General features: G+C 71.2%; 11 protein-coding genes. 7 read left to right on the top strand and 4 right to left on the bottom strand.

Going from position 1 to position 13,484, the window contains the following annotated elements:
- Window positions 1-17 precede the first annotated feature (17 nt).
- Window positions 18-1,046 carry an ABC transporter substrate-binding protein gene (locus ABH925_RS27630; RefSeq protein WP_370151947.1) on the top strand — a complete coding sequence of 343 codons (1,029 nt, stop codon included), beginning with the start codon at window positions 18-20 and terminating at the stop codon, window positions 1,044-1,046.
- A gap of 732 nt (window positions 1,047-1,778) precedes the next feature.
- On the opposite strand, the gene ABH925_RS27625 is transcribed toward ABH925_RS27630, so the two are convergent.
- A complete protein-coding gene (locus tag ABH925_RS27625) occupies window positions 1,779-2,924 on the bottom strand; it encodes an oxygenase MpaB family protein (protein ID WP_370151945.1) in 1,146 nt (381 codons plus the stop codon).
- 610 nt (window positions 2,925-3,534) lie between these two features.
- On the opposite strand from ABH925_RS27625, the gene ABH925_RS27620 reads away from it, so the two are divergent.
- The 4 genes from ABH925_RS27620 (at window position 3,535) to ABH925_RS27605 (ending at window position 6,344) form a co-directional block, all read left to right on the top strand.
- Window positions 3,535-4,113 (top strand): Uma2 family endonuclease, encoded by a 579-nt coding sequence (locus ABH925_RS27620; protein WP_370151943.1) that lies wholly within the window; start codon window positions 3,535-3,537, stop codon window positions 4,111-4,113.
- Entirely contained in the window at window positions 4,110-4,307 is a 198-nt protein-coding gene (locus tag ABH925_RS27615) for a helix-turn-helix domain-containing protein (RefSeq protein WP_370151941.1), read from the top strand. The genes ABH925_RS27620 and ABH925_RS27615 overlap by 4 nt, the downstream gene beginning before the upstream one ends.
- A gap of 180 nt (window positions 4,308-4,487) precedes the next feature.
- Window positions 4,488-5,288, top strand: a complete 801-nt coding sequence (locus tag ABH925_RS27610; protein WP_370151939.1) for an FkbM family methyltransferase — start codon at window positions 4,488-4,490, stop codon at window positions 5,286-5,288.
- A 288-nt stretch (window positions 5,289-5,576) separates the two neighbouring features.
- On the top strand, window positions 5,577-6,344 hold the full coding sequence (locus tag ABH925_RS27605; RefSeq protein ID WP_370151938.1) for a maleylpyruvate isomerase family mycothiol-dependent enzyme: 768 nt from the start codon (window positions 5,577-5,579) through the stop codon (window positions 6,342-6,344).
- 64 nt (window positions 6,345-6,408) lie between these two features.
- Here ABH925_RS27605 and ABH925_RS27600 read toward each other — a convergent pair whose 3' ends face one another.
- The 3 genes from ABH925_RS27600 to ABH925_RS27590 are packed head-to-tail and all read right to left on the bottom strand — an operon-like array spanning window position 6,409 to window position 10,048.
- The gene (locus tag ABH925_RS27600) at window positions 6,409-8,784 is read right to left on the bottom strand and encodes an FtsX-like permease family protein (RefSeq protein ID WP_370151937.1); all 2,376 of its coding nucleotides are present in this window, start codon (window positions 8,782-8,784) and stop codon (window positions 6,409-6,411) included.
- Between the two features lie 5 nt (window positions 8,785-8,789).
- On the bottom strand, window positions 8,790-9,548 hold the full coding sequence (locus ABH925_RS27595; protein WP_370151935.1) for an ABC transporter ATP-binding protein: 759 nt from the start codon (window positions 9,546-9,548) through the stop codon (window positions 8,790-8,792).
- The gene (locus tag ABH925_RS27590) at window positions 9,545-10,048 is read right to left on the bottom strand and encodes a PadR family transcriptional regulator (protein ID WP_370151934.1); all 504 of its coding nucleotides are present in this window, start codon (window positions 10,046-10,048) and stop codon (window positions 9,545-9,547) included. Before ABH925_RS27590 ends, ABH925_RS27595 begins: the two co-directional genes overlap by 4 nt.
- Before the next feature lie 130 nt (window positions 10,049-10,178).
- On the opposite strand from ABH925_RS27590, the gene ABH925_RS27585 reads away from it, so the two are divergent.
- Both ABH925_RS27585 and ABH925_RS27580 read left to right on the top strand, forming a co-directional pair.
- Window positions 10,179-11,492: an ABC transporter substrate-binding protein gene (locus ABH925_RS27585; RefSeq protein ID WP_370151932.1), complete on the top strand. Its 1,314-nt coding sequence runs from the start codon at window positions 10,179-10,181 to the stop codon at window positions 11,490-11,492.
- Between the two features lie 182 nt (window positions 11,493-11,674).
- Window positions 11,675-13,354 (top strand): glycoside hydrolase family 13 protein, encoded by a 1,680-nt coding sequence (locus tag ABH925_RS27580; RefSeq protein ID WP_370151930.1) that lies wholly within the window; start codon window positions 11,675-11,677, stop codon window positions 13,352-13,354.
- Window positions 13,355-13,484: the final 130 nt, after the last annotated feature.

Genomic DNA, 13,484 nt, shown 5'->3' with positions numbered 1-13,484 from the left:
ACGAGCAAGGAAAAGCCATGCCCAGCATCCGCAACAGAGTCCTCCTCAGCCTGTCCGCAGGCACCGCCGCCGCCACGCTGACCGTGGGCCTCGCCGCCTGCGGAGGCGCCACCTCTACCAGCACCGCCGCCACTTCCGCCGACAACGCCGCATCCGGTGCCGTCACCGTGGCCGCGCTGTCCAACGGTGCCGGCACGCAGACCGACATCAAGGTCTCCGAGGTCGCCGCGCTGCACGCCGAGCTGCCCGCGTCGGTCGCGAAGAGCGGACAACTGGTCATCGGGGTGGGGGCGCTGCCTGCCGGCTTCCCGCCGCTGGCCTACGTGGGCAGCGACCAGCAGACCCTCACCGGATCCGAGCCCGACTTCGGCCGTCTGGTCGCGGCCGTCCTCGGGCTCAAGCCCGTCGTGCAGAACTCGACGTGGGAGAACCTCTTCGTCGGCATCGACAGCGGCAGGACCGATGTCGGCTTCGCCAACATCACCGACACCGAGGAGCGCAAGAAGAAGTACGACTTCGCCTCCTACCGCCAGGACAACCTGGCCTTCGAGGTGCTGAAGAGCAGCACCTGGAACTTCGACGGCGACTACACGAACCTGGCAGGCAGGACCGTCGCGGTCAGCTCCGGGACCAACCAGGAGAAGATCCTCCTGGAGTGGCAGACCAAGCTGAAGGCGGCGGGCAAACAGCTCACCATCAAGTACTTCCCCGACAACAACAGCACCCACCTGGCGCTGACCGGCGGGAAGATCGACGCCTACTTCGGCCCCAACCCCGGCATCGCCTACCAGATCACCCAGGACGCCAGGACCCCCAACCCGACCCGCAACGCGGGCACCTACTCCGGGGCGGGCGCAACGCTTCAGGGGCTGATCGCCGCGACCACGAAGAAGGACAGCGGGCTGGTCAAGCCGATCGCGGACGCGGTCAACTACCTGATCGAGAACGGGCAGTACGCGAAGTGGCTGGCCTCCTGGAACCTGTCCAACGAGGCGGTCAGCACCTCGCAGGTCAACCCGCCCGGTCTGCCACTCACCAACTCCTGACGGTGCGTAGGATCCTGGAGAGTCGTCACCGCCGTCAGCGGAGTCCCCGTTCCGCCGGACGGGTGGCAGCTGGTGCGCGTCCCGGGCGGCAAGGGGCACGCGGGGTGACCACCGGGGCTCGGCCGGGTGGAGTGGATCCGCGAGTACCGTCAAGTTGCCTGACCTGTCCCGGACGACATTGCCGGCAGGCGCACTCACTACGGCTGCCTACTTGATGGATCGACAAAAAGGCCGCCCCCGCATCTCTGCGGAAACGGCCTGCGCCCTGCATAAACTCTCGTCTGAGCAACAGGATTTGCACTCTGCGCCCGGCCCCTACGTGGCCCCGCTAGCTCCCAACCGTAAGGCTGGGCTGAATTGCGTGATCACGAGTCGCAGAATCAGGGCTCCTGCTTCTACTGAGCTGCATATGTACCTCCTCGTGATCGGCATTCCGGTAAGTTCTCCCGGCACATTCGAGACTACTCCTGTCCTGCTCGGAAACACGATTGTCTGGCAACGGTGTTGGACTTGCACTCCACGCGCCTGATGGGCTGGTCGATCGACGACCGCAAGCGCAACCGCATCTTCGAGGAGTGTCATCGGGCGGGCCGGTGCCGGCCGCTGCGCATCGGCGCGGTGGACCTGGACCTGCGCATGGCGGAGTGGCAGCCCGTGGTGGTGCAGCGGCTTCACGGCGGTGACCCGATCGGCTGGTGCCTGCTGGCGGGTTTCTGGCGGTTTCGGGGGTGGTCAGGGTGTTGGTGCGGTCCTGCTGGTGTTGTCGCGAGGGGTGGGAATGTCGGTGGTGGTGTCGAGGTCCTGGGGGATGTCGAACTCGGTGCTCTGGCCGTGGGTGACGCGGCGGACCTCGCGGTTCAGCATGATCTGTCCGACGTGGTCGAGGACGGTGCGGGCGAGGGCGTGGTGGTCCTCGGCCCGGTTGGCGCGTTCCTCCCACCGGGCGGCCTTGGCCAGGGTCTTGTCCCAGCGGCTGGGTGGTACCTGCATCCAGTCGGCGGTGCGGGGGCCGACCATGGCGCGTGCCAGCGCCGGGATCGCGCCGTGGGCTCCCGGTGGGGTGATCTGGTGGTAGAAGTCCAGCAGGGAGCCGGTCAGGGCGATGCCTTCGGGCGAGGGGCCGAGGTGTTGCGGTGCCATCCGCGCCCACGTCTGCCTGGCCTGGTCCAGGGTTTCGGGGATGGCCTCCGGGCGCAGGCCGAGCATCACGCCGACCACGCGCCAGGTGTAGTAGTAGTCCTCGGCCTCCTGTGCGGTGCAGCGCACTCCGAGTCGCTCCATGCCGTCGAGGACGGTGACGGAGAAGATCAGGGTGGCCCCGAGCAGGTCCTCCTGGCAGATGGGGACCCCGTGCCGGGCCACGTCCCAGTGGCCCCCGCGCAGGAGGAGTTGGCGGACCGCCGCGTGGATGAGCCGGACCTTCTGGATCGCCGGGATCAGCTGCCCGTGCGGGCCCAGGGGGTCCTTGGCCATCATGTGCAGGAGGAACTGGGTGGTCTCGGAGAGCCTGCGGTGCGGATGGTCGAGGCGGTGCGTGGTGTGGAGCAGCTTTGCGCCCAGCGGGGAGGCGTAGCTGGCGACCATGCCTCCCAGTGACAGGGCGGAGGCCACGTGCACGCCGTCGTGGCGGAAGAACTGGTGGACGCGCGTGATCCGTTCCGGGTCCACCCAGGCGGGGACCGGGTTGGTGGCGGTCAGGTAGTCGCGCAGTACCTGCGGCAGGTCCTCTGCGACGGACTGGTCGTTGCGGCGCAGGCCGTGCAGCACCTGGTTGGCGTGGGCGATCTCGCCGGTGTCCAGCAGTTCGGCCACGACACGGTCGGCCAACGGGTCGCCTTCGCCGCGCAGGGTGTCCGTCGGCGAGGTGGGGTCTTCCACGGTGGTGCGCTCCGCTCTGTCTGGGGGGCGGCCGGGTGTCGGCCACCGCGTGCACAGGCAGCCTGTCCAGCGCGGCGGTCGGGCAGAGCACCGCATCGCCCGGACCATCCGATGGTGTGAAAGGCGGGGAATCGCCTGCGATCCACTCGAAGTGTTCGCCGACGCCGGCGAGTCATCGTCCGCCGATCGGCCGGTACCGCGAGACCCACGCGGAGCGAGTGACCAACGCTGTGGTCGGACCGCGACAGTGCGCAGGTCCTCTGATGTGGAACGGCGTGACGGGTGCCAAGGATGTCGGCTGTCTGCTGAGCGCGGAGCAGTTCGGAGGTGAAGACGGCCTGGATACCGGCATCCTTCGAGCTGGTCAACAAACCGCACGCGGGTTTTTACGCAGGACAGGCCCGGAGGTGAGGAAGGAGATGCCCTTCGACCTGAAGCGGACCACTTGCCGGCCGGCAGATCCAGCATGGCGCGGTCTCCGGCTTCGGCCTCGCCCTCGGCGTCTGACCGCGGGCCGGTGCCACCGCCGGCAGTCAGCCCCCCGCCTGCAGGGGTCTCCACAGGCCGCGAACTGCCCGCATATGACAGATATGACATGTATGGTGGGGGTGTGACGACAAGGGAAGAGATCTATCGCCATCTGCGTGAGTACGCGGCTCACCTCACGCCTCCGCCGCCCTTCTCCCACCGGTTCGAGATCAGCGGCAACACCATCGTCATGATGATGAGCCCGGCGGGCCGACACGAACGCGCCGCCTGGATGCTGGCCCACCAGCTCCAGCCCCAGCTCCCGGACGGGGTCATCGCCCACACCGGCGGGGACGTGGAAGACGCCTCCCTCGGCATCCTGCGTCGCCCCGATCTCGTCGTCCTGCCTTTCGCCGCCACGGACACCGACGACGCCTTTCCGGCCGACGCCGTCGAGCTCGCGGTGGAGATCGTCTCCCCGTCGAATCCCGAGAACGACTACCAGGACAAGATCCGCGACTACCCGGCCATGGGCATCCCCCACTACCTGATCATCGATCCACGCAACGGGACCGCGCATCACCACTGGCGTATCGTCACCAAGGACGGACGCCCCGCCTACGACAACCACGTCGCCTACGCTTTCGGGGACAAGATCCCCGTCGGCAGCTGGACCGTCGACACGGCAGGGCTTCCCCGCTACGGAGGCGAAGGCGCATGACCCCAGGCGAACTGGTCCGCCGCCGTCGGGAAGAACTGGGCTGGTCACAGTCCCGACTCGCCCAGGCCTCGGGCACCGGCCAATCACTGATCTCCCGCATCGAGCAAGGCAGGGTCAACCCGACCGTGGAGATGCTGACCCGGCTCGCCGACGCGATGCACGCACAGCTGAACCTCTCCCTGTCCCCGCGCTGAACGAACGCCCTCGCGGCCAAGGCAGCCTGAGAGTGGCCACGACACCGCCCAGGCGACCAGCAGCGACATATCGACAACGTCCTTGGCGGCAGCCGGTGATGGTGTGCCCGCAACCGTGTCGGTGTATGGGAACGCCTCAGGGCTGGATTGTTGGCTCCAACCTTGGTATATCTCCTTGTCATGGCCATGGATGCGATTGAACTGCACAGCATCAATCGTTGGGAGGCGGCCTTCCTGCGCGGGGAGGTGGGTGGCTACTTCACCCATGGCGTCGAGTGCCCACCGGGCGCGACGGTACTCGATGTGGGCGCCAACATCGGTGTGTTCTCGGCAGCCGTCTATGAGCGGCTGGACGGGGATGTGCGGATCTACGCCTTCGAGCCGGTGCCGCCACTCCATACGACGCTCGAACGCAATGCTCGCGAGTTCTTCAACGGACGTCTGACCGTGCTCCCTTACGGCCTGGCCGCGCGTGAAGACGAGCTCGATTTCAGCTACGTTCCGGCCGCCACGATCTTCTCGTCCGCCTTGCGGGATCAGGGGAACATCGAGGCCGAGCGGCGGCGGGTAACCGCCAGCGTTGTCGAGATGGTCCGCCAGGGTGGTTTGGGACCGGTCCTGCGCCGCGTACCTGCTCCCCTCCTCACTCTTCTTGTCGGCCGCAAGCTGCGGGTGATGCGGCGGCTTGAGACGCACCGGGTGAAGGTCAGGCCCCTGTCATCAGTGCTCGACGAGCAGGGCATCGACCGTATCGACCTGCTCAAGGTCGATGTGGAAGGCGCCGAACTTGATGTGCTCACGGGCATCGAGGAACGGCATTGGCCGCTGGTCCGCCAGGCCGTCGTCGAGGTGGAGCGCTGGCAGCAGAACCGCGACACAGTCCGCGAGGTCTTCCTCGCGCACGGCTTCACGGTCAGCGCCGAGCAGGACCCGGTGCAGCAGGCCGGCGACATCGGCATGGTGTTCGCAGTCAGGCCCTGATCACGCGCAGCGGTCTGGAGCTGGTGCGGCGCAAAGGCGCTGGTACTGCCGCGAACCGTTGTGTCCGCGGAAGTCGTTCACCGAAGTTGGCAGTTTCCTCCGGCCGGCGGCCCTCTCGCTTCTGTCGGGACGACAGGATGTGAACCTGACCGGGGCCAAGCGGATGGTCGAGGCCGGCGCCCGGCCAGGACTGACGATGCGACAGCGTGTCCTTCATTACAGTGGACGCGGTAGGCCGGTACGCACCTCCTCCGGCTCGGATCGAGCCGGCGACTGATCGGAACCCCCATGCCTGACCTTGACGCCTGGATCTCGGCAGTACGCAGCTCGCAGAACCGCTTCGCCGCCCTGCTGGCGCCGCTCGACGCCGAGCAGGTGCAGCACCCGTCCTACGCGGACGACTGGTCCATCGCCCAGGTCGCCTCGCACCTGGGCAGCCAGTCCGAGATCTTCGGCCTGGCCCTGGACGCGGGCCTGAACGGATCCCCGACTCCGGGCATGGAGCAGTTCCAGCCCCTGTGGGACGCCTGGAACGGCAGGTCCCCGCAGGCCCAGGCGGTCGACAGCGTGAAGGTCAACGAGGCCCTCGTCTCCCGGATCGAGGGCCTGTCCGGTGCCGACCGGGCCCGGTTCCGGGTGTCCCTGTTCGGGCGGGACATCGACCTGGCCGGCCTCCTGGCCATGCGCCTGGGCGAGCACGCACTGCACACCTGGGACATCGCCGTGGCCCTGGACTCCTCGGCCGTGGTGTCCCGTGACGCGGTCCACCTGCTGATCGACGTGCTGCCCGGCACCGCGGCGCGGGCCGGCCGGGCCGCCGCTCAACCCCGTGTCCTCGCGGTAGAGACGGCCGACCCGGAGCGCCGGTTCACCCTGACCACCGGGCCCGACGTCGAGCTCGCCTCCGCCTCGGGCACCGGGTCGGTGGACCTGGTCCTGCCTGCCGAGGAGCTGCTGCGACTCGTCTACGGGCGGCTGGACCCGGACCAGACCTCGGCAGAACTGCCCGGCCACGAGGTGGTCCCCGAACTGCTGCAGGTGTTCCCGGGCCTCTGACCCTGCCGCCCTCCCACGGCGGCGGCGTTCAGGACTCCCGCCTGCGGGGGTGTCCGGCGTCGGATCACCTGGGCTCCGTGGCGGTGGCCGTCCGGGCGGTGCGCAGGGCGGGGACGGCTGAGGTGGTACCGGCCGCGAGCGTGGTGACGGCGGCGAGGATCAGGACCGCGGTCAGGCTGGGTGCGTGGGCGATGCCGGAGCCGATGCCGTCGTCGCGGCCCTGGAGGTTGATCAGGTGCTGGGCCAGCGGGATGCCGAGGACGACGCCCAGCAGCACACCGCAGAGCGCGAGCGCGGCTCCGCGGACGCCCATGGTGGCGCCCGCCTGTCGGGGGGTCAGCCCGATGGCGCGGAGCAGGCCCAGGTCGTGCCGGTGGTCGCGGATGCCGCTGGCCGCCGTGGTGAGCAGTTCTGCGGTCGCGATCAGCGCGAGCAGTGCGACCAGGCCGATCACCGAGCCGCGCAGGCCGGTCAGCCCGGCGGCGGCGTCGGGGCTGGGGCGGACGTCGAGGGCGCTGCCGAGGCCGGTGACGGCGGGGAGCGCGGCCCGGATCCGGTCCGGGTCGCTGCCCGGGCGCAGCACCAGGCTGTAGAAGGCCGGCGCGGTCCCGTCGTCGGGACGGTCCAGGGTGTCCCAGCTGGTGGAGATGATCCGGCCGTCGAGGTCGGGTTCCAGGTTGCGGCCGACGATGTGCAGGATGCGCGGGGTGCTGCCGGTGGTGATCCGCACCCACTGGCCGACCCTGACGTTCAGCAGGTCGAGCGCGGCCTGCCCGGCCACCGCCTCGTCGGTGGCCTCGATGCCGCGCCCCTCGGCGATGGTGAAGGGGAACGGGTGCGCGGTGGTGCCCAGCGCCCGCAGGGTGAGGGTGGCCGACTGGCCGGGGGCCAGCGCCTGGAGCTCGGCGCTGGGGTAGACCCCGGCGACTCCGGGGACGGTGCCGAGCCGCTCGGGGAGTTCGGCGCTCTGCTGCGGGGCGGCGCCGGCGTCCAGCCGGACCGTCAGGACACTGTGGGTGGCGCTGCCCTGGCCACCGCGGCCGACGGCGTCGAGGGTGGCCCAGGTGCTCAGCGCCAGGGTGCAGGCGAATACCGGGACGGCCAGTCGCAGCACGGTGACGCTGCTGCTGCCACGGTGCCGCAGCACCGTGCTGAGGCCCAGGACCACGGCGGGCGGAAAGCGGCGGAGCGCGCCGAGCCGGGCCGGGCGGGGTGACCGGGCGCCGGGGATGCCGTCGCCGGGCGGGATCGGCAGTACCCGGGCTGCCCGGTAGGCGGGCAGCGCGACGGACACCCCGATCACACCGAGGGCGATGCCGGTGACGACGCCCAGCACGGTCGGCCCCAGCGGCAGCGGCCCCGACTCGCCGCCGATGCCGGGAGCCAGCAGCACTGCCAGGCCCGCGCCCAGCAGGGTTCCGGTGCCGGCCAGCAGCAGGTGCTCGATCACGAACATCCGCACCACCTGGCGCGGGGTGAAGCCGAGTGCCTTCAGCAGGGCGATGTCGCCGGTCCTGGCACGGATTCGCCCGGCCGCCGCCCCGGCGACAGCCAGCGCGGCGGCGAGCAGGGCGGCGAGGCCGCTGAGGCCGAGCAGCAGGCCGGTGAGGCGGCTGTCCTGTTCCTGTGAGGCGCGGGCCTCCAGCCAGGTGGAGATCCGTACCACCTGGTCGCTGCCGATGGCGTTGACGGCGCTCTGGGCCACGTAGTCGGCGTTGCCCGGGTCGGCCAGCTTCAGCCCGATGGTGCGGCCCTGGCCGACCGGGTCCGGTTGCACCCGGTCCAGGGTGGCCGGCAGCACCCAGCCGAGGGCGTACCCGGCAGCGGGGTAGCTGACCTGGTCCGGACTGTCGGCGACGCCGGTGACCACCACGTCGAGCAGCCTGCCCTGGGTGATCTGCAGGGTGAGCCGGTCGCCGGGTCGGGCCCAGGCGGCCTCGGCGGCGGAGCGTTCCAGCACGAGTCCGGGCAGCGCGCCGGCGGCGGGGCCGGGGGCGGAGCCGTTCGCCGGGCTCAGCCAGGTTCCGGACAGCAGCCTGGGCCGTGCCGCGTCGGGGGCGTCGGCGCGCAGCACCAGGGGGATGCGGTCGCCGCTGCCGGTGGTTCCCGCAGCCGGGCCGAGTCGGCCGATCAGGGTGGTGTCGGCGGTGCGCTGCTGCACGGTGACCGCGGTGACACCGGGCAGTCGGGCCAGCGAGCCGAGGTCCGGCCCGGTGGCCGCCGGGTCGCCGGGACCGGGGGCGGCCGGCCCGGCGTCGATCCGTACCTGGGGCGCCCCGGAGGCGGCGAAGTCCCGCTGCCAGGGGTCGAAGGCGGCGCCGAGCAGGGTTCCGGCCAGCAGCAGCGCCGCGACCGTGCCGGCCGTGGCGAGCACCACCAGCAGCGAGGGCACCCGGTGCGAGCGCAGGTCGGCGCGGGTCCAGCGGAGCAGCGCGCGCATGCCGGTCAGTCCCCGAGCTCGAGGACCGGGCGGACGCCGTACGGGTGCGGCCCGGCGGGCGGGTCGCTGAGCCGGGCGTCGTCGGCGATCCGGCCGTCGAAGAGGCTGATCACCCGGTCGGCGCTGCCGGCGACCCGGGCGTCATGGGTGACCAGCACGATGGTGCGGCCCTGGCCGTGGAAGCGGGTGAGCAGGGCGAGTACCTCGCGGGCGCTGCGGCTGTCGAGGTTGCCGGTGGGCTCGTCGGCGAGCAGCAGGTCCGGTTCGTTGACCAGGGCCCGGGCCAGGGCCACGCGTTGGCGTTCGCCGCCGGAGAGTTCGCTGGGGCCGCGGTCGGACGTGCCCTCGAGTCCGAGCTGCTCCAGCAGTTCGGTGCGACGGGACCGGGCGGTGCGGGCGGTCATGCCGCAGAGCAGGGCCGGGAGTTCCACGTTGTCGGCCACGGTCAGGTCGGAGAGCAGATTGCCGCTCTGGAACACGATGCCGTAGCGGCGGCGGCGCAGCACGGCCCACTGCGACTCGCTGCAGCCGTCGACCCGCGCTCCGTCGAGGGCCAGGGTGCCCTGGTCCGGGCGCTGCAGTCCGCCGAGCAGGTGCAGCAGGGTCGACTTCCCGGCCCCCGAGGGACCGGTGACGGCTGTGAACTCGCCCCGGGCGACCTCCAGGTCGACGCCGCGTACCGCGGGGATGCTGACGGCGCCGTTGCGGTGCGACTTGACCAGGCCCTCGGCCCGGAGCAGGGGCGGCGGCTCCGCAGCGCTCACGCAAGTTCCTCCTGACAGCGTTCCAGCCAGTCCAGATCCGCCTGCAGATGCAGTACGGCGCCCTCGATGAGCAGTTGGGACACCCGGTTGTCCCGCTCCTGCGCGGCGAGCCGGTTCAGTCCGCGCATCACCGTCAGGCAGTGCCGCCGCTGGTTGTTGATCAGCGTCAGCCGGTCGGCGAGTTCGGTGCCGGGTGCCAGCACCAGTTTCATGAAGAACTCGTCGCGCACGTGCGGACCGTCGGTCGGCGCGTTGATCCAGGTGACCACCTCGGCGCGGCCGGACTCGGTGATCTCGTAGACCTTCTTGTCCGGCTTCCCGTCCTGGCTGACCTCCTCGCCCCGGATCTGCCCGCCCTTCTCCAGCCGACCCAGGGTGACGTAGATCTGCCCGATGTTCGGCTGAGGGTACGCTGCACCGAAAGTCTGTTCAAGGGCCTGCTTCAGCTCGTAGCCGTAGGCGGGCTGCTTGGCCAGCAGCGCCAGCAGCTGATGGCGCACCTGGACGCCTCCTCACGGTTCACGGGTCACACCTCGGTCACACAGTACGGCCAAGTGGTTCCTGACAGGTTTCCTGGGTGTACAGCTGTCACAGGAATCCCGGCGTCTCCGGGGGAGCGCGGGAGGTTCGATGGAGAACCGGGAAGCCGGCGTGCCCGGGCCCAGCCGGCGGCAGTTCGGCCGGGCCGCGCTCGGCGGTTCGCTGATCGCGGCCGGCGGGCTGCTGTCCTGGCGCGCCTTCGCCGACGAGCGGGGTGGCGCGGGCGGGGGCGGCGACCCGGACGGGACCGGTCCGCTGACCCTGGCCACCGGCAAGGACACCACCTCGTATCTGCACGGCCTGCTGGCCGACTGGAGCGCCGCGCATCCCGGCGAGCCGGCCACCCTGGTGGAGCTGCCGGAGGCGGCGGACGAGGTGCACGCCGAGATGGTGGACGAGCTGTCGGGCCGGGGCAGCGGCTTCGACGTGCTCAACCTGGACGTGGTGTGGACGGCGGAGTTCGCGGCCCGGGGCTGGATCGCGGCGCTGCGCGAGCAGGAGTTCGCGCTCGGCTCCTTCCTGCCGCCGGTGCTCGCCGCGGCCCGCTACGCCGGGCGGCTGTACTCCGTGCCCTATGTCACCAACGCCGCCATCCTCTACTACCGCAGCGACGTGCTGGGCGCCGTCGGGGTCCAGCCGCCGACGACCTGGGCGGCACTGGAGCGGCAGGCCTCGACGCTCGCCCCGGCGCACGGACTGAGCGGCTACGCGGGCCAGTTCTGGCCGTACGAGGGCCTGACCGTGAACGCGCTGGAGGCGATCCGCTCGGCCGGGGGCGACATCCTGGACGCCGGCGGCCGGGTAGTGGTGGACAGTCCGCAGGCCCGGTCCGGCCTGGACTTCCTGGCGGGCGGACTGCGCGCGGGCTGGATCCCGCAGGCCGCGCTCGGGTACCAGGAGGAGGAGTCCCGGGAGGCGTTCCAGAGCGGGAAGCTGCTGTTCCTGCGGAACTGGCCGTATGTGTTCCCGGAGGCGGAGGCGGCGGACTCGCCGGTGGCCGGGCGGTTCGGCGTGGTCCCGCTGCCCGGACCGAACGGGCCCGGCAGCGAGGTGCTGGGCGGCTCCTGCCTGGCGGTCAGCGCGTACTCGCGACGGCAGCGCAGCGCACGTGCCCTGATCGCCTTCCTGACCAGCCGTCAGGCCCAGACGAGGGTGCTCGCCGAGGGTGGGCTGCCGCCGGTGTGGGCGGACCTCTACCAGCAGCCGGACCTGGTGGCGCGGTTCCCGTATCTGCCGGTGCTGCGCCAGGCGGTGCTGGCGGCGGGCGCGCGTCCGGCGATCCCGCAGTACCAGCAGGTGAGCCTGGCCTTCAGCGAGGCCGTGTACGAGGTGCTGCGGGGGCGGCGGACCACGGCCGCCGGGCTGGACCGGCTGGCCGGGGATCTGCGCGCGATCGTCGGCTGAGAGCCATTCTCAGTACCTAACATGTATCTATGCAGCTCATCGGCCATGTCCTGATGCTGCCTGAAGATCCCTGTGATCCATGCCTTATCAAGCCTTGCGGCCACTGCTATACATAACACGAATGTATGACGGTCAGGCAGGCGCGGATGTTTCGTTCCGCGCGGAAGCGAGGCATGATGCGGATGTCCACGGACCCCGGCGGCACCCTCGGCGAGCTCCCCCTCCCGAGTAACGCCCCGGGCCCCGCGCACAGTTGGTGGCGCGACGCCGTGATCTACCAGGTGTACGTCCGCAGCTTCCAGGACGCGGACGGCGACGGTGTCGGCGACCTGGCCGGGGTCCGCGCGCGGCTGCCCTACCTCAAACGGCTCGGCGTGGACGGGCTGTGGCTCAACCCCTTCTATCCGTCGCCGCACCACGACCACGGCTACGACATCAGCGACTACTGCGACGTCGACCCGCTCTACGGGGACCTGGCGCAGTTCGACCGGCTGGTCACCGACTGCCGGCTGCTGGGGCTGAAGCTGGTGCTGGACATGGTGCCCAACCACTGCTCCAGCAGCCACCCGTGGTTCCGGCAGGCGCTGGCGGCCGGCCCCGGCGGTCCGGAGCGGGCCAGGTTCCACTTCGCCGACGGCCGCGGCCCCGGCGGGGCGATGCCGCCCAACAACTGGCGGGCCATGTTCGGCGGCCCGGCCTGGACCCGGACCGTCGACCCGGACGGCACCCCGGGCCAGTGGTACCTGCACCTGTTCACCCCGGAGCAGCCCGACTTCAACTGGCGCGAGCCGGCCGTGGCCGAGGAGTTCCAGCGGGTGCTCCGGTTCTGGCTGGACCGGGGCGTGGACGGCTTCCGGGTCGATGTCGCCGCCGGACTGTTCAAGCATCCCGAACTGCCGGACTCCACCGACCCGGAGGCGGACGAGCGCAGCCGCGACTCGGTCAACCCGCTGGCCTGGAACCAGCCCGAGGTACACGGGGTGTGGCGTTCCTGGCGGGCGCTGTGCGACTCCTATGCCGCGCGGGACGGCCGGGAGCGGCTGCTGGTTGGTGAGGTCTCGGTGCCCACCGCGGCGGAGCAGGCCGCCTATCTGCGCCCGGACGAACTGCACCAGGCGTTCTTCTTCCACCTGCTGACCGCACCCTGGGAACCGGGGCGGATCCGGCAGGTGGTCCAGGAGGCGCTGCGCGACCTGGCCGGCTCCGGATCGACCGTCACCTGGGTGCTCAACAACCACGACCAGGTGCGCACCCCGACCCGGTTCGCCGGGCCGGACCCGCTGGCCGGCGCGGCCAGGGCCGGGGCCGCCGCGCTGCTGATGCTGGCCCTGCCCGGTGCCGCGTACCTGTACCAGGGGGAGGAGTTGGGGCTGCCCGAGGTGCTCGACCTGACCGACGAGCAGATCACCGACCCGATCTTCCGGCGAACCGGCAGCCGGGCCCGGGTGCGCGACGGCTGCCGGATCCCACTGCCCTGGTCCGGCGGCGAGAGCCCGTTCGGCTTCAGCCCGACGGACGCCGCGGGTGCGCCCTGGCTGCCGCAGCCGGCCTACTTCGCCGCGCACACCGCGGAACGGGCCCTCGCGGACCCCGGATCGGTCTGGCACCTCTACCGGGAGGCCCTCCAACTGCGGCGCGGCCTGCCGCAGTTGGGCGAGGGGACGCTGCGCTGGCTGGAGGCGCCGGACGGGGTGCTCGCCTTCGAGCGCGGAGAGCGCTTCGTCTGCGCGGTGAACTTCGCCGACGGACCGGTCCCCGCGCCGGTCGCCGGCACCCCGCTGCTGGCCAGTGGGCCCTGCCCGCCCGGCACCCTGCCCGCCGAGACCGCCGCCTGGTGGGTCACCGGCCCTGACCCCGGGTGACCCACCGGGCGGCACCACCGCCCACCGAACGACTTCACCGCCCACCGAACGACTTCACCGCCCACCGAACGACTTCACCGCCCACCGAACGACTTCACCGCCCACCGAACGACTTCACCGCCCACCGAAC

Source organism: Streptacidiphilus sp. EB129 (assembly GCF_041262645.1).
In the GTDB taxonomy this organism is placed as follows: Bacteria; Actinomycetota; Actinomycetes; order Streptomycetales; family Streptomycetaceae; genus Streptacidiphilus.
Note: the sequence above shows the minus strand (reverse complement) of the source record. Positions and strands in the feature narration are given on the sequence as shown.

Coding starts and splice junctions, on each gene's coding strand:
- ABH925_RS27630 (WP_370151947.1), top strand. CDS start 18: ATGCCCAGCATCCGCAACAGAGTCCTCCTCAGCCTGTCCGCAGGCACC.
- ABH925_RS27615 (WP_370151941.1), top strand. CDS start 4,110: ATGACCCCAGGCGAACTGGTCCGCCGCCGTCGGGAAGAACTGGGCTGG.
- ABH925_RS27610 (WP_370151939.1), top strand. CDS start 4,488: ATGGCCATGGATGCGATTGAACTGCACAGCATCAATCGTTGGGAGGCG.
- ABH925_RS27605 (WP_370151938.1), top strand. CDS start 5,577: ATGCCTGACCTTGACGCCTGGATCTCGGCAGTACGCAGCTCGCAGAAC.
- ABH925_RS27600 (WP_370151937.1), bottom strand. CDS start 8,784: ATGCGCGCGCTGCTCCGCTGGACCCGCGCCGACCTGCGCTCGCACCGG.
- ABH925_RS27585 (WP_370151932.1), top strand. CDS start 10,179: ATGGAGAACCGGGAAGCCGGCGTGCCCGGGCCCAGCCGGCGGCAGTTC.
- ABH925_RS27580 (WP_370151930.1), top strand. CDS start 11,675: ATGTCCACGGACCCCGGCGGCACCCTCGGCGAGCTCCCCCTCCCGAGT.